Annotated in this window: 21 protein-coding genes; 6 read left to right on the top strand and 15 right to left on the bottom strand. The window is 74.1% G+C overall.

Annotated elements, in window-relative coordinates; all coding sequences use genetic code 11:
* The first annotated feature begins 45 nt into the window (after positions 1-45).
* Positions 46-1,203: a cysteine desulfurase family protein gene (locus ACRB68_RS02665; RefSeq protein WP_328593662.1), complete on the top strand. Its 1,158-nt coding sequence runs from the start codon at positions 46-48 to the stop codon at positions 1,201-1,203.
* 58 nt (positions 1,204-1,261) lie between these two features.
* Complete coding sequence (locus ACRB68_RS02670; RefSeq protein ID WP_235958712.1) at positions 1,262-1,564, top strand: sulfurtransferase TusA family protein; 303 nt, start codon at positions 1,262-1,264, stop codon at positions 1,562-1,564.
* A 47-nt stretch (positions 1,565-1,611) separates the two neighbouring features.
* Here ACRB68_RS02670 and ACRB68_RS02675 read toward each other — a convergent pair whose 3' ends face one another.
* Positions 1,612-2,598, bottom strand: a complete 987-nt coding sequence (locus tag ACRB68_RS02675) for a carbohydrate kinase family protein (RefSeq protein ID WP_328593663.1) — start codon at positions 2,596-2,598, stop codon at positions 1,612-1,614.
* 209 nt (positions 2,599-2,807) lie between these two features.
* Positions 2,808-3,170 carry a HesB/IscA family protein gene (locus tag ACRB68_RS02680; RefSeq protein ID WP_153530672.1) on the bottom strand — a complete coding sequence of 121 codons (363 nt, stop codon included), beginning with the start codon at positions 3,168-3,170 and terminating at the stop codon, positions 2,808-2,810.
* Positions 3,171-3,438: 268 nt separating this feature from the next.
* Between ACRB68_RS02680 and nadA the strand changes: the two genes are divergently transcribed.
* Positions 3,439-4,593: a quinolinate synthase NadA gene (gene nadA / locus ACRB68_RS02685; protein ID WP_328593664.1), complete on the top strand. Its 1,155-nt coding sequence runs from the start codon at positions 3,439-3,441 to the stop codon at positions 4,591-4,593.
* Positions 4,594-4,596: 3 nt separating this feature from the next.
* On the opposite strand, the gene ACRB68_RS02690 is transcribed toward nadA, so the two are convergent.
* From ACRB68_RS02690 to ACRB68_RS02720, 7 genes are all read right to left on the bottom strand, one after another.
* The gene (locus ACRB68_RS02690) at positions 4,597-5,370 is read right to left on the bottom strand and encodes a maleylpyruvate isomerase family mycothiol-dependent enzyme (protein ID WP_153530673.1); all 774 of its coding nucleotides are present in this window, start codon (positions 5,368-5,370) and stop codon (positions 4,597-4,599) included.
* 13 nt (positions 5,371-5,383) lie between these two features.
* Positions 5,384-5,962 (bottom strand): PspA-associated protein PspAB, encoded by a 579-nt coding sequence (gene pspAB / locus ACRB68_RS02695; protein ID WP_328593665.1) that lies wholly within the window; start codon positions 5,960-5,962, stop codon positions 5,384-5,386.
* Positions 5,959-6,831 (bottom strand): M48 family metalloprotease, encoded by an 873-nt coding sequence (locus ACRB68_RS02700; protein WP_153530674.1) that lies wholly within the window; start codon positions 6,829-6,831, stop codon positions 5,959-5,961. The genes pspAB (ACRB68_RS02695) and ACRB68_RS02700 overlap by 4 nt, the downstream gene beginning before the upstream one ends.
* A gap of 92 nt (positions 6,832-6,923) precedes the next feature.
* Positions 6,924-7,529, bottom strand: a complete 606-nt coding sequence (gene pspAB, locus ACRB68_RS02705) for a PspA-associated protein PspAB (protein WP_153530675.1) — start codon at positions 7,527-7,529, stop codon at positions 6,924-6,926.
* Between the two features lies 1 nt (position 7,530).
* Positions 7,531-8,451 (bottom strand): zinc metalloprotease HtpX, encoded by a 921-nt coding sequence (gene htpX / locus ACRB68_RS02710; protein WP_153530676.1) that lies wholly within the window; start codon positions 8,449-8,451, stop codon positions 7,531-7,533.
* Positions 8,452-8,587: 136 nt separating this feature from the next.
* Complete coding sequence (gene pspAA, locus ACRB68_RS02715; RefSeq protein ID WP_328593666.1) at positions 8,588-8,866, bottom strand: PspA-associated protein PspAA; 279 nt, start codon at positions 8,864-8,866, stop codon at positions 8,588-8,590.
* The gene (locus tag ACRB68_RS02720) at positions 8,863-9,666 is read right to left on the bottom strand and encodes a PspA/IM30 family protein (RefSeq protein WP_153530677.1); all 804 of its coding nucleotides are present in this window, start codon (positions 9,664-9,666) and stop codon (positions 8,863-8,865) included. Before ACRB68_RS02720 ends, pspAA begins: the two co-directional genes overlap by 4 nt.
* Before the next feature lie 132 nt (positions 9,667-9,798).
* On the opposite strand from ACRB68_RS02720, the gene ACRB68_RS02725 reads away from it, so the two are divergent.
* Positions 9,799-10,374, top strand: a complete 576-nt coding sequence (locus ACRB68_RS02725) for a DUF3043 domain-containing protein (RefSeq protein ID WP_328593667.1) — start codon at positions 9,799-9,801, stop codon at positions 10,372-10,374.
* A 35-nt stretch (positions 10,375-10,409) separates the two neighbouring features.
* Here the strand turns inward: ACRB68_RS02725 and ACRB68_RS02730 are convergent, their stop codons facing one another.
* Positions 10,410-10,652: a hypothetical protein gene (locus ACRB68_RS02730; protein WP_328593668.1), complete on the bottom strand. Its 243-nt coding sequence runs from the start codon at positions 10,650-10,652 to the stop codon at positions 10,410-10,412.
* A gap of 4 nt (positions 10,653-10,656) precedes the next feature.
* The gene (locus ACRB68_RS42345) at positions 10,657-11,499 is read right to left on the bottom strand and encodes a DsbA family protein (protein WP_153530679.1); all 843 of its coding nucleotides are present in this window, start codon (positions 11,497-11,499) and stop codon (positions 10,657-10,659) included.
* Between the two features lie 89 nt (positions 11,500-11,588).
* On the opposite strand from ACRB68_RS42345, the gene ACRB68_RS02740 reads away from it, so the two are divergent.
* Together ACRB68_RS02740 and ACRB68_RS02745 are read left to right on the top strand one after the other, a co-directional pair.
* Positions 11,589-12,407 (top strand): bifunctional adenosylcobinamide kinase/adenosylcobinamide-phosphate guanylyltransferase, encoded by an 819-nt coding sequence (locus ACRB68_RS02740; RefSeq protein ID WP_235958713.1) that lies wholly within the window; start codon positions 11,589-11,591, stop codon positions 12,405-12,407.
* Entirely contained in the window at positions 12,404-13,132 is a 729-nt protein-coding gene (locus ACRB68_RS02745; RefSeq protein ID WP_328593669.1) for an adenosylcobinamide-GDP ribazoletransferase, read from the top strand. The genes ACRB68_RS02740 and ACRB68_RS02745 overlap by 4 nt, the downstream gene beginning before the upstream one ends.
* Positions 13,133-13,142: 10 nt before the next feature.
* Here ACRB68_RS02745 and ACRB68_RS02750 read toward each other — a convergent pair whose 3' ends face one another.
* The 4 genes from ACRB68_RS02750 to ACRB68_RS02765 are packed head-to-tail and all read right to left on the bottom strand — an operon-like array spanning position 13,143 to position 18,707.
* Positions 13,143-15,824 carry a fumarate reductase/succinate dehydrogenase flavoprotein subunit gene (locus ACRB68_RS02750; protein ID WP_153530681.1) on the bottom strand — a complete coding sequence of 894 codons (2,682 nt, stop codon included), beginning with the start codon at positions 15,822-15,824 and terminating at the stop codon, positions 13,143-13,145.
* Complete coding sequence (locus ACRB68_RS02755; RefSeq protein WP_153530682.1) at positions 15,824-16,567, bottom strand: ABC transporter ATP-binding protein; 744 nt, start codon at positions 16,565-16,567, stop codon at positions 15,824-15,826. Before ACRB68_RS02755 ends, ACRB68_RS02750 begins: the two co-directional genes overlap by 1 nt.
* Complete coding sequence (locus ACRB68_RS02760) at positions 16,564-17,325, bottom strand: ABC transporter permease (protein ID WP_194293281.1); 762 nt, start codon at positions 17,323-17,325, stop codon at positions 16,564-16,566. Before ACRB68_RS02760 ends, ACRB68_RS02755 begins: the two co-directional genes overlap by 4 nt.
* Positions 17,322-18,707, bottom strand: a complete 1,386-nt coding sequence (locus tag ACRB68_RS02765) for an ABC transporter substrate-binding protein (RefSeq protein WP_153530683.1) — start codon at positions 18,705-18,707, stop codon at positions 17,322-17,324. Before ACRB68_RS02765 ends, ACRB68_RS02760 begins: the two co-directional genes overlap by 4 nt.
* Positions 18,708-18,712 lie beyond the last annotated feature (5 nt).

The following is an 18,712-nucleotide window of genomic DNA, read 5'->3' on the forward strand; positions in this document are numbered from 1 at the left end:
AGGGTCCCGGGTACCCCGTCCCGGGTGCCGGTTAGTGTTCATGGCGTGGCTGACACCGACCTCGCCGGCGCCTACTTCGACGCCGCCTCCACCGAGCCACTCCACCCCGCCGCGCGCGCCGCACTGCTCGGCGCGCTGGACGGGGCGTGGGCCGACCCCGCGCGACTGTACGGTGCGGCACGCGCCGCCCGGATGCAACTCGACCAAGCCCGTGCGCGTGTCGCGGCGGTGCTCGGCGCGCGCGCGGACGAGGTGGCCTTCACCACCTCCGGCACCCAGGCGGTGCATCTGGCGCTGCTCGGCGGCGCGCGCGCCCGGCGGCGCACCGGGCGGCATCTGGTGGTGAGCGCGGTGGAGCACTCCAGCGTGCTGCACGCCGCGTCCCTGCACGAGCGCGACGGCGGCGAGGTCACCGTCGTCGGGGTGGACCGCGGCGGCCGGGTCGATCCGGCGGAGTTCGCCGCCGCGCTGCGTCCCGACACGGCGCTGGCGTGCCTGCAGTCGGCCAACCACGAGGTCGGCACGGTGCAGCCGGTCGGCGAGGTCGCGCAGGCGTGCCGCGCGGCGGGCGTGCCGCTGCTGGTCGACGCCGCGCAGACAGCGGGCCGGGCGGACGTCCCGGAGGGCTGGTCCTTCCTGGCCGCGAGCGCGCACAAGTGGGGCGGGCCGCCCGGCGTCGGCGTCCTGGTGATCCGCAAGGGCACCCGCTGGCGGTCGCCGCTGCCCGAGGACGAGCGCGAGGGCCGCCGGGTGCCCGGCTTCGAGAACGTGCCGGGCGCGGTCGCGGCGGCGGCGGCGCTGGAGGCCTACCGGGCCGAGATGGCCACCGAGGGGCCGCGCCTGTCGGCCCTGGTGGAGCGCGTCCGCGAGCGGGTGCCGCGGGACATCCCCGACGTGCAGGTCGTCGGCGACCCGGTGCGGCGACTGCCGCACCTGGTGACCTTCTCCTGCCTGTACGTCGAGGGCGAGGCGCTGCTGACCGAACTGGACCGCCTGGGTTTTGCGGTTTCGTCCGGAAGTTCATGCACGGCGGATACGCTGCGACCCAGTCACGTACTGGAGGCGATGGGGGTGATTACCCATGGGAACGTCCGGGTATCGCTGCCGCGTGGCGTCAGGTCCGCCGACGTCGACCGGCTGCTGGCCGTGCTGCCGGACGCCGTCGCCCGGCTGCGCCGCGACGCCGGTGTGAGCCCGGCATGACCAACGCCGTGGACAGCACGATCACCCCCGTGGACAGCACAGAGAGGCGGCCGCGCCCATGAGGTTCCGAGGCCGTACCCGTCGCGAGAGCGAGGCCCCCCCGCCCGAGCCCGCCGTCCCGGCCGGCCCGCCGCCGGTGCTGGTGATCGACGCGCTCGGCCGCAAGTGCCCGATCCCGATCATCATGCTGGCCGAGCGGATCCGCGAGGTGCCGGTCGGCCAGATCGTCGCGGTGCTCGCCGACGACGCGGCCGCGCGCACCGACGTGCCCGCCTGGTGCCGGATGAAGTCGCAGGACTTCGTCCGGGAGGAGACCCTGCCGCACGGCGGCTGGGGCTTCCACATCCGCCGCACGTACTGAAAGGGCCGCCGGCGCCCCGCGGCGGCGGCCCTTCACGAGCGCCGCGGTCAGGCGGTGACGCCGGCCAGGTGCGGCTCGACCTCGGCGGCCGCGTCGTCGCCGTAGGCGGCGGCGAGGCGGGCGAGGAAGGCGGCCCTGGTGAGGGTGTACTCCTGCGGCCCGGCGGCCTCCAGCACGTGCGCGGCGGTCAGGTTGCCGACCTGCGCGGCGCGCTCCAGCGACAGCCCCCACGCGGTCGCGGACAGGAACCCGGCGCGGAACGCGTCGCCGCCGCCGGTCGGGTCCACCACCTCGGCCACCGGGACGGCGGGGACGTGCAGCCCCTCGTGCCCGGCGCCGTCGATCGTCACGCCCTTGGCGCCGAGCGTGGTGATCCGGATGCCGACGCGGGACAGCATCTCGGCGTCGGACCAGCCGGTCTTCTCCTCGGCCAGGGCCTTCTCGTACTCGTTGGAGAACAGGTAGGCGGCGCCGTCGATCAGCCGGCGGACCTCGGGGCCCTCCATCCGGGCCAGCTGCTGGGAGGGGTCGGCGGCGAACGCGATGCCGCGGCTGCGGCACTCGTCGCTGTGCCGCAGCATCGCCTCGGGGTCGTTGGCGCAGACCAGCACCAGGTCCAGCCCGCCGACGCGGCCCGCGACCGGGCCGAGCTCGATCAGCCGGGCCTCGCTCATCGCGCCGGTGTAGAACGAGGCGATCTGGTTCTGGTCCTGGTCGGTGGTGCACAGGAACCGGGCGGTGTGGTGCAGCTCGGAGACGTGCACCGACGCGGTGTCCACCCCGTGGCGCTCCAGCCAGGAGCGGTAGTCGGCGAAGTCGTCGCCGACCGCGCCGACCAGGATGCCGGGCTGGCCGAGGCTGCCCATGCCGAAGCAGATGTTGGCGGCGATGCCGCCGCGGCGGATCTCCAGCTCGTCGACCAGGAACGACAGCGAGACGCGGTCGAGGCGGTCGGGCATGAGCTGGTCGGTGAACCGTCCGGGGAAGGTCATCAGATGATCGGTGGCGATGGATCCGGTCACGGCGATGCGCACTGCGTCGCTCTCCTCGTTGGTGTCTCGTCCGGCTGATTCACCGGCTGTTTCTCAACCCAGCGGGGCCGCGGGCCGACACAGACTACTTCCCATCCGATCGCAGGACCCACCTCGCGCAAAGGCCCGGGCACACGAAAAGAGCGGTCCGGACACCGGGGTCCGGACCGCTCTCAGGGGCGTTCGCGCCGGTACGCCCGGCGCCGCGCGCCTTAGTTGAACGAGTCGCCGCAGGCGCAGGAGCCCGAGGCGTTCGGGTTGTCGATCGTGAAGCCCTGCTTCTCGATCGAGTCCACGAAGTCGATGGTGGCGCCGGTCAGGTAGGGGGCGCTCATCCGGTCGACCCGCACGCTCAGGCCGTCGAACTCCTGGACCTGGTCGCCGTCCATCTCGCGCTCGTCGAAGAACAGCTGGTAGATCAGGCCCGAGCAGCCGCCCGGCTGCACGGCGACACGCAGTGCGAGGTCGTCGCGGCCCTCCTGCTCCAGCAGGCCCCTGGCCTTCTCGGCAGCGGCGTCGGTGAGGATGACGCCCTGCTGCGTGGTCTCCTGCGTGGTCTCGCCTGAAACCGTCATGTGTTCAGCTCCCGGGTCTCGCCACACCGCCATGGCGGCGGTGAACTGTCGCTTGTCCTCGAGGACGTCGTACGCCTCTTCCGTAGGACAACGTACCTCGCGCCCGGGCCATTCCGCTTATCGGCGGTGATTCGCACCGGACCGCTCAGGGCCCGCGGCCTGCTGTGATCCGCCGCACACCCCCCTGCCCGGAGCGGGCACGGCCGTCATATGCCATCATTAGTCGTCAAAGCGACGATAAGTCCCCGTCGCAGGAAGGGAGACTCCCGTGACCACCCCTGTGCGCGACCTTCCGCTGCTGCTGCTCGGCTCCGGTTCCGACCCCGCCAGCGAGCGCGGCGTGGACTGCCCCGGCGAGCTGCCGCCCGCGTCCGACCCCGACCTGGTGGCGCGCGCGCGGGCCGCCAAGGCCGCGCTCGGCGACCGGGTGTTCGTCCTCGGCCACCACTACCAGCGCGACGAAGTGATCCAGTTCGCGGACGTGACCGGCGACTCGTTCAAGCTGGCCCAGCAGGCCGCCGCCCGCCCCGACGCCCCCTACATCGTGTTCTGCGGCGTCCACTTCATGGCCGAATCCGCCGACATCCTCACCGCGCCCCACCAGCAGGTCGTGCTCCCGGACCTGGCGGCCGGCTGCTCGATGGCCGACATGGCGACCTTCGACCAGGTCGAGGAGTGCTGGGAGGCCCTGGAGGACGCCGGGATCGCCGATGACGTGGTGCCCGTCACCTACATGAACTCCTCCGCCGACATCAAGGCGTTCGTCGGCCGGCACGGCGGCGTGGTGTGCACCTCCTCCAACGCCAAGCGCGCGCTGGACTGGGCCTACGCCAAGGGCTCCAAGGTGCTGTTCCTGCCCGACCAGCACCTCGGCCGCAACACCGCCGTGCTGGAGATGGGCTTCTCCCTGGACGACTGCGTCGTCTACAACCCGCACCGCCCGAACGGCGGCCTGAGCGACGGCGAGCTCGCCGGCGCCAAGATGATCCTGTGGCGCGGGCACTGCTCGGTGCACGGCCGCTTCAGCAAGGAGTCGGTGGACGACGTGCGCGCGCGCGTCCCCGGCGTGAACGTCCTCGTGCACCCCGAGTGCAAGCACGAGGTCGTGACCGCGGCCGACCTGGTCGGGTCGACCGAGTTCATCATCAAGACCCTCCAGGCCGCGCCCGCCGGGTCCTCGTGGGCCATCGGCACCGAGCTGAACCTGGTCAAGCGGCTGGCGAGCGAGCACCCGGACAAGAACGTGATGTTCCTGGACAAGGCCGTGTGCTTCTGCTCGACGATGAACCGGATCGACCTGCCGCACCTGGTCTGGGCGCTGGAGGAGCTGGTGCAGGGCAAGGTCCCCAACCGCATCGAGGTCGAGGCCGAGACCGCCCACTACGCCCGCGTCGCCCTCGACCAGATGCTGGCGCTGCCGTAGCGGTCAGACGGCGCTGTGCTCCACCCAGCGGATCAGCAGCGCCTCGTCGCCGCTGGTCCGCAGGGCGGGGTCGCCGAGCTTGCGGCGGCCCCACAGGAACAGGTAGAGGTCCGAGGCGGCGGCGCGCATCCCCGCGTGCGCGCCGTCCGGGCCGTCCGCCCGGGTCCACGCGAAGCCCTCGGGCAGCAGCCGGACCTGCCAGTGGAGGCCGGCGTCGGCGGCGGTGAAGGAGATCGTCTCGCCCTCGCCGCGCAGCTGGTCGACGCCGGGCGCGAAAACGGCGGCGGCGCCCAGGTTGGTGAACAGCTCCTCGATGCCGTCCAGCGCGACGTCCGGCGCCACCTGCGGGCGCTCGCCGAGGGCGAGCTCGGCGTCGGCGCGGTGCACGGCGGTCTCGTGCAGCATCCGGCGCGCCCACCAGCCCGCGGTCCCGCCCGGTCCCCAGGTCCATACGGGCGTGTCCGGGGCGGTGCCGCGCAGCACGTCCAGCAGCGCGGCGGCGCCGTCCTTGTACCAGGGCCACAGCTCATCGGCGTCCTGCGGGAAGGTCACGCCGAGCTCGCGGCGGCCCATCACGCGCTCGGCGCGCTCCCGCACCAGGCCGCCCGCCCAGCGGTGCGTGCCGCCGAGGTGGCGGACCAGTTCGGCGACGTCCCAGCCGGGACAGGACGGCACCGGCGCCGTGGCGTCCGCCCGGCCGGCCGCGTCCCCGAACGCGGTGATCTCGGTCTCGGCGGCGTCGCAGTAGCGGGGGTGCTCCCAGGGGTGTGCGTTCATGGACGCGAGCCTGTCACAGCCCCGGCGCGTCCCTGACAGGGAACCAGCGGCCGGTGTCGGGTTCGACGGGGATCTCACCGGCGAGCGCGGCGGCGGCCTCGCGTTCCAGGCCGGCGTCGCGGCGCCCGCCCGGTAGCGGCGCGTACGGGTAGAACGTGCCGCGCCGGTACAGGTGGACCAGGCCGAGCCGGGCCGGGCCGCGCTCGAAGCAGACGACCGAGCAGAGCAGGTACGGCCCGAACCCGCCCTCCTGCAGCAGCGCGTTGACCATGTGCAGGTCGCCGGGCAGCTCGCCGAGCGTGCCCGGCGGGCGGCCGATCCGGATCCAGGCCCACCCGTGCTCGTCCTCGCACGTCTCCACTTCGGGGGCGGCGCCCGAGCGCAGCAGCCTCAGCACCTCGCGGTGGGTGCGGGCGAACGCGCCGAACGGCCCGCCCTCGACCGACCGGTGCGCGACCGCGCCGGTCCCGCCCGGGGTGAACCCGGTGGCCGCCGCGAGCGGCCCGGCGACGTCCGCGAGCGCGAACAGCCGGTCCAGGACGGGCTCGGGCGGCGCCGACCGGCCGAGCAGCGGGCCGAGCGGTCCTCTCACGTCCCGGCCGCCAGCCGCTGGGAGAGCATGGTCAGCCGGGCCTGGCGCCGGTCCATCGCCGGGTGGGTCGACAGCAGCCGCGCCGGCACCACGCAGAGCGCGCTGACCGGCCGCAGCGCGCGCCGGTCGGCGGGCGTGGCGTCGCCGGCCGCCGCGCCGATCCTGGCGAGCGCGGCGGCGAGGTCGCCAGGACGCCCGGTGCACAGGGAGCCGGTGGCGTCCGCGCAGAGCTCCCGGTGCCGCGACAGCGCCATCCCGGTGACGGTGCCGAGGCAGTACAGCACGAACGCGGCCGCCGCGACCGGCGCCAGCACGACCCGGGCGAGCAGCCCGGCCGCGCCGCGCGGCGCCGCCCACCAGGACAGCAGCGTCCCGGCGCACATCGCGGGGAACGCCGCGACGGCGGTGATCAGCACGTCCCGGTTGACGACGTGCGCGGCCTCGTGGGCGAGCACCGCCGCCAGCTCGGCGGGCTCCAGGCGCCGCCGCAGCCCCTCGGTGACGCACAGCACGGCGGTCCCCGGGCCGGACCCGGCGGCGAACGCGTTCGGCACGTCCAGGTCCAGCACGGCGACCCGGGGCTTCGGCAGGTCGCAGGTCATGCAGAGCATCTCGACGATCGCGTGCAGCTCGGGCTCCTCGGCCGCGTCCACCACGCGCGCCCCGGTCACCCACAGCACGAACCGGTCCATGGAGCGGCAGAGCGCGACGGCGGCCGCCACGAGCGCCGCGACGGCGGCGAGGCCCCAGCCGGGGCCGAGCCGGAACGCCGGCAGCGCCGCGGCCACGTAGACCAGCGCCACCAGCAGCATCGTGAACAGCATCCGGCGGGTCAGGCCGGAATCGGAGGTGAACCGCGAAGCCGCCATGGGACCCCTTCGTCCGCGGGAGCCTTTCCGACCCTAGGACGATCGGCGCGGCGCGACCGTGCCCGATGACACAGAACCGGGCACGGGCGGGATCAGAGGCCGGGCGCGCCCCACACCGGGAACCAGCGGCCGAGATCCTCCTCGAACGGCAGGTCGGCGCCGACGGCGCCCTTCACCTGGATCTCCAGGGCGTTGTCGCGGCGGTCGCCGGGCAGCGGCGCGAACGGGTAGAACGTGCCGCGCTTGTACAGGTAGACGAGGGCGAGCCGCTGCCCGCCGGGCCCCTGGAACCCGGCCAGGGAGCACAGCAGCTGCGGCCCGAACCCGCCGGACTCCAGCGTGGCGTTCACCGCGTGCAGATCGGTGACCAGGCCAGGGACATCGACGTCTTCCCCGACCAACCCACCCCGGCCGACCTCCCGGGGGTCGTGCCTGGCGAGCAGCCAGGTGTAGCCGTAGGAGTCCTGGCTGATCTCGACCTTGGGGCCGTCGTCGGCGTCCAGCAGCTCCTGCACGTCCTGCTGCAGGCGGGCGAAGGCGCCGCCCTCGGCGGCGCGGAAGCACACCGACCCGAGCCCGGTCGGCTTGAACCCGGTCGCCGCCTCCAGCGTCACCGCCGCCGTGGACAGCGCGAACAGCCGGTCCAGATCGGGCTGCACCGGCTTGGAGCGGCCGAGCAGCGTGTCCAGGAACCCCATGTCACTCCCCTCGGCCGAGCTGGCCGGAGATCTTCTGCAGCTGGGCGAGCCGCTTGTCCAGCGACGGGTGGGTGGAGAACAGCGCCGAGACGCTGAACCCCTTGGTGAGGGCCGGCGCGAAGAAGAACGCGTTGAACGGCTCGGCCGAGCGCAGGTCCCGGCTCGGGATCCGCGCGATCTCCCCCGAGACCTTGGTGAGCGCGCTGGCCAGCGCCGACGGGCGGCCGGTCAGCAGCGCCGCGGCGCGGTCGGCCGACAGCTCGCGGTAGCGCGACAGGGCCCGCGTCAGCAGGAAGCTGATCGCGTAGGCGACCGCGCTGACCGCGACCACCATCAGCAGGATCAGCCCGGTGTTCTGGTCGTTGTTGTCCCGCCGGTTGAACCCGCCCCACAGGCCCCACTCCAGGCCGAACCGGGTGATCAGCCCGGCGCACACGCCGAGGAAGGAGGCGATGGTCATCACCGCCACGTCCCGGTGCGCCACGTGCGCCATCTCGTGCGCGAGCACGCCCTCCAGCTCGACCGGGTCGAGCCGGCGCAGCAGGCCGGTCGTGACGCAGACCACGGCCTTCTTCTGGTTGCGGCCGGTCGCGAACGCGTTCGGCACGTCGGTGTCGGCGATCGCGACCTTGGGCTTCGGCGCGTCCGACATGGCGCAGATGCGGTCGATCACGCCGTGCAGCTCGGGCGCCTCCTCGGGCGAGACCTCCCGGCCGTGCATGGCGAACAGCGTGAGGCGGTCGCTGAAGAAGTACTGCGCGAGCAGGAACACCACCGCGACCGCCAGCGCGATCCCGCCCCACTTCGGCGCGATCACGAAGAACGCGCCGACGAAGACGACGTACACCAGCCCCAGCAGGAACATCGTCACCAGCATCCGCGAGGTCAACCCGCGGTCCGACGCGTAACGCGTCCGGGCCATCTCCACCCCCTGGTCCTGCCTGATCCGTCACTTGGGGAGACGATCGGAGCGGGGTCTTTCGTGCCCGGACGCGACGCGGGCGGACGGCGCCCTCCCCCGGCGCCCCCACCCGCGGCCTGCTGTGCCCAGTGCGGGCTCAGTCCGGGATGAGCCCTTCCTCGCCGAGCATGCCCTTCACCTCGCCGATGTCGGCGTCGGCCGGCGGCAGGATCAGCTCGGACGGCTTCAGGCTGTCCTCGGGGACCGGCCGGCCGACCTTGCGGACGTTGTCCAGCAGCGCGTGCAGCGCGGTGCGGAACGCCGCCTCGTCGCCGGCGCCGATCGCCTCCTCCAGCTCGGCGTCGAGCGCGTTGAGGGCGGCCAGGTCGTCCGCGGCCACGTCCAGCTGCCCCTCGCCCATGATGCGGACGATCACTGGTGGCCTCCCGGCTGCTGCGGCCACTGGGCCTGCTGCGGGGTGTCGTGCGGCTGCTGCTGCGCCTGCTGCGCGCCGGGGTTCAGCTGCTTGGGCGCGGGGCCCTGGCCGAGCTCGGCCTTCAGCCGCTCCAGCTCCAGGTCGACGCCGGGACCCGACCCCATCCGGTCGAGCTCGGCCTGGATGTCGTCCTTGGGCCCGGAGAAGTCCTCCAGCGCGCCCGAGGCCAGCAGCTCGTCGATCGCCCCGGCCCGGGCCTTCATGTTCTCGGTCTTCTCCTCGGCCCGCTGGATCGCCAGGCCGACGTCGCCCATCTCCTCGGAGATGCCGGAGAAGGCCTCGTTGATCTTGGTCTGCGCCTCGGCCGCGGTGTAGGTGGCCTTGATCGTCTCCTTGCGGGTGCGGAACGAGTCCACCTTGGCCTGCAGCCGCTGCGAGGCCAGGGTCAGCTTCTCCTCCTCGCCCTGCAGCTGCTGGTACTGGGCGCGCAGGTCGTTCAGCTGGCCGTCCAGCCCCGCCCGCCGGGTCAGGGCCTCGCGGGCCAGGTCCTCGCGCCCCACCTGCAGGGCCTTCTTGCCCTGCTCGGTCAGCTTGTTCTGCTGGCCCTCGAGCTGGTTGATCTGCAGCTCCAGGCGCTTGCGCGAGGTCGCGACGTCGGCGACGCCCCGGCGGACCTTCTGCAGCATCTCCAGCTGGCGCTGATAGGAGTAGTCCAAAGTCTCCCGAGGGTCTTCCATACGGTCCAGTGCCTTGTTGGCCTTGGACTTGAAGACCATCGACATTCGCTTCATCACGCTCATCGCGCCGGCGCCGGTCCCTTCGTGTGCTGTCGCTCAGTCGCAAACTGGGCTCAATGACCACTGTTGGGGTTATCACCCTACGCGTTAACGCGCGAGGCAGCCACGATGTTCGCAGCCGGTAGGCTGATCCTCGTGTTCCGACGTCGTACCCAGGAAGCCCCCGAGAATCCTCCGCAGGTCGTAAAGCCGGGAGGTAAGGGCCGCCCCACGCCCAAGCGCAGCGAGGCCGAGAAGCGGCGCCGCCAGCCGATCACGGCCCCCTCCACCCGCAAGGAGGCCTACCAGAAGCTGCGGGAACGGCAGGCCGCCGACCGCGTCAAGGTCCGCGAGGGCATGTCCCGGGGGGACGAGAAGTACCTCCTCAAAAGGGACAAGGGCCCGGTCCGCCGGCTCGCCCGCGACTACGTCGACTCGCGCCGGACCGTCGGCTCCTACCTCATGTACTTCATGTTCGTCATCGTCGCGATCTCGCTGATCCCGGTCGGCGTGGCGGCGCGGACGCTCACGCTGTTCGCCCCGCCGCTGCTGCTGATCGTCGTGCTGGCCGAGGGCCTGTTCCTCAGCCGCGGCATCAAGAGGATCGCCTCCGAACGCTACCCCGACGAGGACCAGAAGGGCGTCGGCATGTACGCGGCGATGCGCGCGATGCAGATCCGCCGGCTGCGCCAGCCCGCCCCGCAGGTCAAGCTGGGCGAGAAGGTCCGCTGACGGCGGGGCGGTCGCGTTCCCGCCCCGCCGACCGGTCAGCCCGGGTCGCTCAGGCTCATCGGGTAGACGACGGCGTCGCCGTCCAGCAGGACCACCTGCTCGATCCCGTCGGCGCGCAGGGCGCGCCAGTTCTCCCCCAGCCACGTCTCCGCGTCGGCCTGGGTGGAGAACGTCTCCTCCGACGTCCCGGCCACCTCCCCGCCGGGCTTCTCCAACCGCCAGCTCCACGCCATCTGCTCGACCTCCCAGTCACCCCTGTCGCCGCCGACACTAGTCATTCGATCAGCCTCCCGACTCGATGGCCGCGCGCAACGCCTCGGGCGTCCCGGTCTTGTCGGCCGGGAGCAGGACGCCGTTCAGCCGGACGGCGGGCGTGCCCTGCAGGCCGGCGGCCAGGTAGCCGCGGCTGACGGCCAGCACCGACGCCGACTCCTGCTGCGAGGTCACGCACTTGCGGAAGACCTCGTCGGTGATGCCGAGGGGCGCCGCGTAGGACACCAGGTCGTCCAGTTCGTAGCCGCGGGTGTTCAGCGTGGCGGGCTGATGCTCGTAGAGCGCGTCCTGGTAGGCGAGCCAGTGCGCGCCGTCGCCGAGGCAGCGCTGGGCGGACGCGGCGCGCAGCGAGTTGCCGTAGGCGGGCTCGGTGCCGGCGGAGAACACCACCAGCGGCCGGAAGACGACCTTGGCCTTGCCCGCGACGGCGAGCTCTTTCAGCATCGGGTCGTGCATCTTGTCGAACTTGCCGCAGTGGTCGCAGGCGAAGTCCTCGTAGACCTCCACCAGCGGCCGTTCGACGCCGGGCCGGGCCATGGCGAGGCTGCCGTCGGGGCCGGGCCGGGCCTCGGCGCCGCCCGCGACCTGGCCGACCTTCAGCTCGACCGGCCCGCCGCCGCCTCCGCCGCCCTTGTCGTCGCCGCGCAGGACCAGCACGATCGCGATGGCCGCCACCAGCAGGATCGTCAGCGCGCCGGCGACCAGCGCGATCGCCAGGCCGGGGCCGCGGCGCGGCGGCTGCGGCATCGGCGGGCCGGGCGCCCAGGGCATGCCCGGAGGGCCGGGCGGCCCGTAGCCGGGGCCGCCGGGGGGCTGCGCGCCGGGCCATGGCGCGTTGGGGGGTTCGCCCACGGGATCTCCTCGCGTCGAAGAACACTGCGAACGTATCGTCTCCCCTGTTGATGACCGATTCCCACCGCCGCCTAGAGTTTTCGATCACCATGGACATCGAAACACTGACGGGCGGCGGCCTGCCGCGCCGCGAGGTGCCCGGCGGGCACGAGCTCGCGGCCCCGGACGGGCGGCGGTTCCTGGTCGCGGCCGGGCCGGGCGCCCGGCCGGAACCGGTCGCCGGCGCGGTCTACGACGCGGTGCTGCTGGACCTTGAGGACGTTCCCGGCCATCTGGGGTGGCTGCGCCGCACCGGGGCGGTGACGGCGCGGACCGCCGTGCACGCCCTGCCGGGCGGGCGGCTCCGCCCGGCCGAGCTGGCGCGGCGCCTGCGGCACTGGGCGGACGGCCCGCCGCGCCGCACGCTGGTGCTCGGCGGGTCCCGGTCGGGCAAGTCCGCCGAGGCCGAGCTGCGGCTGATCGCCGAGCCGGCGGTCACCTACGTGGCGACCGGCGCGACCGGGTCGGACGATCCGGAGTGGGCGGCGCGGGTCGCCGCGCACCGCGACCGGCGGCCCGCCTGGTGGGAGACGGTCGAGACCACCGACGTGGCGGACGTGCTGGCCTCCCACGACGGGGTCCTGCTGGTGGACGGCATCGGCACCTGGGTCGCGGCGGCGATGGACGAGACCGGCGCGTGGGACGACCCCGCCGCCGTCGCTCCCCGGGTGGACGCGCTGGTCGCGGCCTGGCGCGGCACGGCGGCGCGGGTGGTGGCGGTCAGCGACGAGGTCGGGCTGTCGCTGGTGCCCACGACGGCGTCCGGGCGGCTGTTCCGCGACGTGCTCGGCTCGCTGAACCAGCGGCTGGCGGCCGAGGCCGAGGACGCCGCGCTGGTCGTCGCGGGCCGCGTGCTGGACCTGCCGTGATCGACGGCCTGCGCCTGGCGGTGACGCTGCTGACCGTCGTGCCGCTGAAGGTCGGCCGGGTGGACCGGGACGCCGCCCGCTGGGCGATGGTCCTGGCGCCGCTCACCGGCCTGGTCGTCGGCGGCGGCGCGGCGCTGGTGCTGCTCGCGGCCCGCCCGCTCGGCCTGAGCCCGCTGCTCGGCGCGGCCCTCGCGGTCGGCGCGACGGCGGCGCTGACCCGCGCCCTGCACCTGGACGGCCTGGCCGACCTCGCCGACGGCCTCGGCAGCCGCAGACCGGCCGCGGACGCCCTGGCGATCATGAAGCGGTCCGACATCGGCCCGTTCGGCGTGGTGACGCTGCTGTTCGTGCTGTTCATCCAGGTCGCGGCGCTGGCGGCGGCGCCGCACCCGGCGCTCGCGGTCCTGGTCGCCGCGGTGGCCGGGCGGCTCGCGCTGCCGTGGGCCTGCCGCGCCGGGGTGCCGTCGGCGCGGCCGGGCGGCCTCGGCGACCTGGTCGCCGGGACCGTCCCGGTGCGCGCGCTGGTGCCGCTGACCGCCGTCGTCGCCGCGGCGGCCGCGGTCGCCGGGTGGCCCGGCGTGCTCGCGGTCGCGGCGGGGCTCGCGGCGGCGCTGGCGATGCTGTGGCACGCCGGGCGGCGGCTCGGCGGGGTGACCGGGGACGTCCTCGGCGCCCTGGTGGAGATCGCGGTCACCGCCGCCATCGTCGTGCTCAGCGCGCGTTGACACCGCGTGCTCAGCGCACGGCGAGCGCCCTTCTGGCGTAGGCGCGCACGTCGGCGTCGGTGTCGGCGCCCGCCGCCTCCAGCGCCGCCGCGACGGCCGGGTCGTCCGCCCACCGGCCGAGGGAGATCACCGCGGCCTTGCGCACGTCCAGGTGCGGGTCGGCGAGCGCCTTGATCAGCGGGTCGGCGGCCAGCGCCGGATCGGCGGCGGCGAGGCCCCGGGCGGCGCCGGTGCGCACCTGCCAGGCCGGGTCGTGCAGCGCGGCGACGGCGGCCTGGTCGTGCGGCGGCGGGCAGCCGATCCCGGCGAGCGCCTCCAGCGCCGCCGCCCGCACCAGCGGGTCGGCGTCGGCGAGCAGCGCGTCCGGCGGGACGGACGGGTCGCCGATCGTGCCGAGGCCGTGCGCGACGGCCACCCGCACCTCGCGCGCGGAGTCGGCGGCGGCCCGCGCCACCCCGGCGGCGTCGTCGTGGGCGACCAGGCCCCGCACGGCCTGCAGCCGGACCCGGTGGTCGGGGTCGGTGAGCGCGACGGCGTACAGGGCCGCGTCGCCGAGGCGCAGCGCCCGCAGCACGTCCAGGACGACGGCGCGGACCTGCGCGTCCGGGCTGTCCAGGACGGCGATCAGGTCCGCGCGGACGGCGGGCGTGGCGGGCAGCACCTCCACCAGCTCGCGCAGCGCGGTCGCGGCGGCGTGCCGGACCGACCCGTGCGGGTCGGCGAGCGCGCCCGCGAGCGCCCCGGCGACCCCGTCCGGCACGACCTCGGTCAGCGTCGCGACGGCCGCGCGCCGCACCTTGGGGTCGGGATCGGCCAGGTAGGGCGTGATCGCGGCGAGGTCGGGGCCGCGCTCGGCCAGTTCCAGCAGCTCCAGGATGCGCGGGGAGCGGCCGACGGCCGGGCCGCGCCGCGCCTCCCCGCCGGCCGCCGCGGGCGCCGCGGTGAAGCCCTCGTCGGCGGCGCCGAGCACGACGGGCTCGCCCGGCTCGGGCACGGTGAACTCCTCCACCGGCACGATGTAGGGCGCGACGGGCCGCTTGACGAACTCCATCAGCCCGTCCTCGCGCCGCCGCAGGTTGAGGTGGAAGAACCACTCGGCGTCGTCGCGCTCGGGCAGGTCGGCGCGGTCGTGGTAGAGGCCCCAGCGGCTCTCGGCCCGCGTCAGCGACGACCGGGCGGCCATCTCGGCGCAGTCGCGGATGAAGGTGACCTCGGCGCAGCGCATCAGCTCGTGCGGGGTGCGCGCGCCCATCTGCGCGATCTCGGTCTCCATCCGGGCGAACGTCTCGACCGCGAGCGCGAGCTTGGCGCCGGTCTTCGGCGGCGCGACGTAGTCGTTGACGAACCGGCGCAGCTTGTACTCCACCTGCGGCTGCGGCGGCCCGCCGGGGTTGCGCAGCGGCCGGTAGATCAGCTCGTGCGCGGCCCGCACCTGGTCCTCGGGCAGCGCGGCGGGCGCGTCCTGCGGGTGGGACGCGGCGTGCTCGCCGGCCAGGTCGCCGAAGACGAACGCGCCGATCATGTAGTTGTGCGGGACGCAGGCCAGGTCGCCCGCCGCGTACAGGCCGGGGACGGTGGTGCGGGCGTGCTCGTCCACCCACACGCCCGACGCCGAGTGCCCGCCGCAGAGGCCGATCTCGGAGATGTGCATCTCCACGTCGTGGGTGCGGTAGTCGTGGCCGCGCCCGGCGTGGAAGGTGCCGCGGGTCGGCCGCTCGGTGGTGTGCAGGATGTCCTCGAGCGCGGTGAGCGTCTCGTCGGGCAGGTGGCTCAGCTTGAGGTAGATCGGGCCGCGCGCGGAGTCGATCTCGCGTTTGACCTCGGCCATCATCTGCCCGGACCAGTAGTCGCAGTCGACGAACCGCTCCCCGGCGGCGTTGACCTGGTAGCCGCCGAAGGGGTTGGCCACGTAGGCGCAGGCCGGCCCGTTGTAGTCCTTGATCAGCGGGTTGATCTGGAAGCACTCGATGCCGCTCAGCTCGGCCCCGGCGTGGTAGGCCATGGCGTAGCCGTCGCCGGCGTTGGTCGGGTTCTCGTAGGTGCCGTACAGGTAGCCGCTCGCGGGCAGGCCGAGCCGCCCGCACGGCCCGGTCGCCAGGATCACCGCGCCCGCCGCGACGGTGACGAACTCGCCGGTGCGGGTGTCGAACCCGACCGCGCCGACCGCCCGGCCGTTCTCGGTGAGGACGCGCACCGGCATCACCCGGTTCTCGATCCGCACCTTCTCCCGGATGGAGCGCTGCCGCAGCACCCGGTACAGGACCTTCTTGACGTCCTTGCCCTCGGGCATGGGCAGCACGTAGGAGCCGGAGCGGTGCACCCGGCGCACGGCGTACTCGCCGTGCTCGTCCTTTTCGAACTTCACCCCGTACCTCTCCAGGCGCTTGACCATGGCGAAGCCGCGGGTGGCGGTCTGGTGGACGGTCGCCTGGTTGACGATCCCGTCGTTGGCGCGGGTGATCTCGGCGACGTAGTCGGCGGGCTCGGCCTTGCCGGGGACGACGGCGTTGTTGACGCCGTCCATGCCCATGGCGAGGGCGCCGGAGTGCCGCACGTGCGCCTTCTCCAGCAGCAGCACCGACGCGCCGTGCTCGGCGGCGGTGATCGCGGCCATGGTGCCGGCGGTGCCGCCGCCGACGACGAGCACGTCGCAGCGCAGCTCGCGGCGCTCGGCGGGGTCGGGGATCCGCATCAGACGGCCTCTTTCGTCTCGTCGCGGGCACCGAGCGCGCTGAGCAGCCGGTCCCGCAGGATGTGGTCGGGGGCGCCGGTGCCGGGGCGGACCTCGGCGGCGACGCCGCGCGGGCCGAGCACCACGACCCGGTCGCCGATCAGCAGCGCCTCGTCGACGTCGTGGGTCACGAACACCACGGTGGCGGGGGCACTCGCCAGCACCTCCACCAGCAGGCGCTGCATGGTGGCGCGGGTCTGGGCGTCCAGGGCGCCGAACGGCTCGTCCATGAGGATCGCGCGGGGCTCGCCGGCGAGGGCGCGGGCGAGCTGGACGCGCTGGCGCATCCCGCCCGACAGCTCGCGCGGCAGCCGTCCGGCGGCGTCGGCGAGGCCGACGCGCTCCAGCCAGTGCGCGGCGCGCTCGCGGCGCTCCCCGCGCGGGACGCCGCGGATGGCCAGGGGCAACTCGACATTGCGGCGGGCGGTCCGCCACGGCAGCAGGGCGTCGTCTTGGAAGACCAGCGCGCGGTCGGCCGACGGCCCGGTGACCGGTTCGCCGCCCGCGGTGACCCGCCCGGCGGCGGCGGGCAGCAGCCCGGCGAACGCGCGCAGCAGGGTGGACTTGCCGCAGCCGGACGGTCCGGCGATCACCAGCACCTCGCCGGGCCGCACGTCCAGGTCCAGGTCGGTGACGACGGGACGGCCGCCGTAGCCGAGCGCGACGCCCTCGGCGCGCAGGGCGAGCCCGTCGGGTCCGCTCATGAGGTCCTCCAGCGGGTGAGGCGGCGGCCAGCGAGCTCGACCGCGGCGGAGGTCAGCCAGCCCAGCAGCCCGATCGTGATCATCCCGACCAGCACGCCGGGGTAGTCGACGATCGTGTAGGCCTGCCAGGTGCGGTAGCCGGTGCCGAAGTCGCCCGAGATCATCTCGGCGGAGATCACGCAGATCCAGGCGACGCCCATGCCGACCGACAGGCCGCCGAACACCCCGGGCAGCACGCCCGGCAGCACCACCTGGGCGAGGACCCGCAGCCGGCCGCCGCCGAGCGTGCGCACCGCCTCCTCCCAGACCGCCGGCAGCGCCCGCACCGCGTGCCGGGTGCTGACCAGGACGGGGAAGAACGCCGCGACGAAGGTGATGAACACGATCCCCTGCTCGTTGGCGGGGAACAGCAGGATCGCGACGGGCACGAGCGCGATCGCCGGGATCGGCCGGGCCACCTCGAACAGCGGCTGCAGCAGGTTCGCCGCCCACCGCGACCGGGCGACGGCGATGCCGAGGGCGATGCCGAGGACGGCGGCGAGCGCGAACCCGGACAGGATGCGCACCAGGCTCTGCGCGACGTCCTCGTAGAAGCGGGCCTGGCCGAGCTGGCGGCCGAACTCGCGGGCCACCTCCAGCGGGCCGGGGAACCGGTCGAACCGGACCCACAGCCGGACGTTCGCGCTGGTCAGCGCGTGCCAGGCGAGCAGCGCGGCGGCGAGCGACGCCGCTCTGACCACGATCGGGGGGATCCTCACGCGCGCCGCACCGCCTCGTCGTAGGAGACCGCCTTGGCGCCGGGGTGGGCCGACAGGTACCTCTGCGCGCCCTCCTGGGTGGCGAACGGCTTGAACGCCGCGCCGTCGGCGACCCAGATCTGCTTGTCGGCGAACCAGCGGGTGCCGTTGGCGGCGTCGGGGACGTAGACGGCCCGGATCTGCTTGCCCTGCAGCGCCCTGACGTTGCGCAGCAGGCACACCGCGTCGGCGACGGGCCGCGGCGCGGCCTCCCCCGCCACCCAGACCTCGCCGGCGGTGGCCGGGTCGGTGACGGGCTTCTTGCAGACCTCGTCGGTGCCCTTGATCCGGGCGGGTTCGACGGCCGGGAGGTTCGCCTGCTTCAGGTAGGAGTCGTTGATGAAGGACTGGACGTCCAGGGGCTTCTGCAGCACCCCGATCGACTTCAGGAACGGGACGTCCTGCGCGAACGCGGCGCGCAGCTCCGGCTTGATCTCGGTGCCGAACGTGGCGATGCCGCCCGCGCCGTTGTAGAGGTAGACGGTCTCGGCGGGCAGCCCGGTCGCGGACGCGACCGACTCGGCGGCCTTGACCGGCTCGGTGTTGAGGTAGCGGGTCGCGTCGGCCTGCGCGCCGAGGAAGGCCTGCAGCACCTTGCCCTTCTCCCCCGCGAACGCCTTGCGGACCACCACGCCGTGGAAGGTCGGCACGCCGAGGGAGCCGCCGTCGTACAGCAGCCGCGCCTGCCCCTTGTTCACCAGCAGGCCGGGCCAGGCGACGAACTGGGCGAGCCCGGCGGCGCCGCCGGACTGCAGCTTGGACGCGCCGACCGACGGCTGCTGGTTCTCGACCTTGACGTCCTTGGCCGGGTCCAGGCCGAGCCGCTTGAACGCCTGCACGAACGTGCCGTGCCCGGCCGAGCCGACGCTGGTGGAGACCGTCCTGCCGCGCAGGTCGCGCAGCGTCCTGGCGGTGGAGCCGTTGGCGACGACGACGCTGTTCAGCGCGCCGCGCAGGTTGTAGCCGGTGATCGAGACCAGCTCGGTGCGGGCGTCGCCGCCCTGCGCCTGCGCCCGGGACCCGTTGATCAGCAGCGGGTAGTCGCCCATCGAGCCGATGTCGATCTTCCCGGCGAGCATCTGCGCGGTGATCGGGGCGCCGGTGTCGTAGTCCTGCCAGACGACGGAGTACCTGCGGCCCTCGGCCTTGCCGAGCTCGGCCAGGCGCTTCTCGAAGTAGCCGAGCGAGCGCAGCAGCGTCCCGGCGGTGACGGTGTTGATCGTCTTGGACTGGTAGCCGACCACGACGCGGACGGCGCCGCCGCTGTCGGCGTTCCCGGCGACCGTGCAGCCGGCGGCCAGGGGGAGGAGGGCAGCGGCGGCGGCAGCGGTGAGGCGTCTCATTCTCG

It is taken from the genome of Actinomadura macrotermitis, from assembly GCF_009604375.1.
Classification (GTDB): Bacteria; Actinomycetota; Actinomycetes; order Streptosporangiales; family Streptosporangiaceae; genus Spirillospora; species Spirillospora macrotermitis.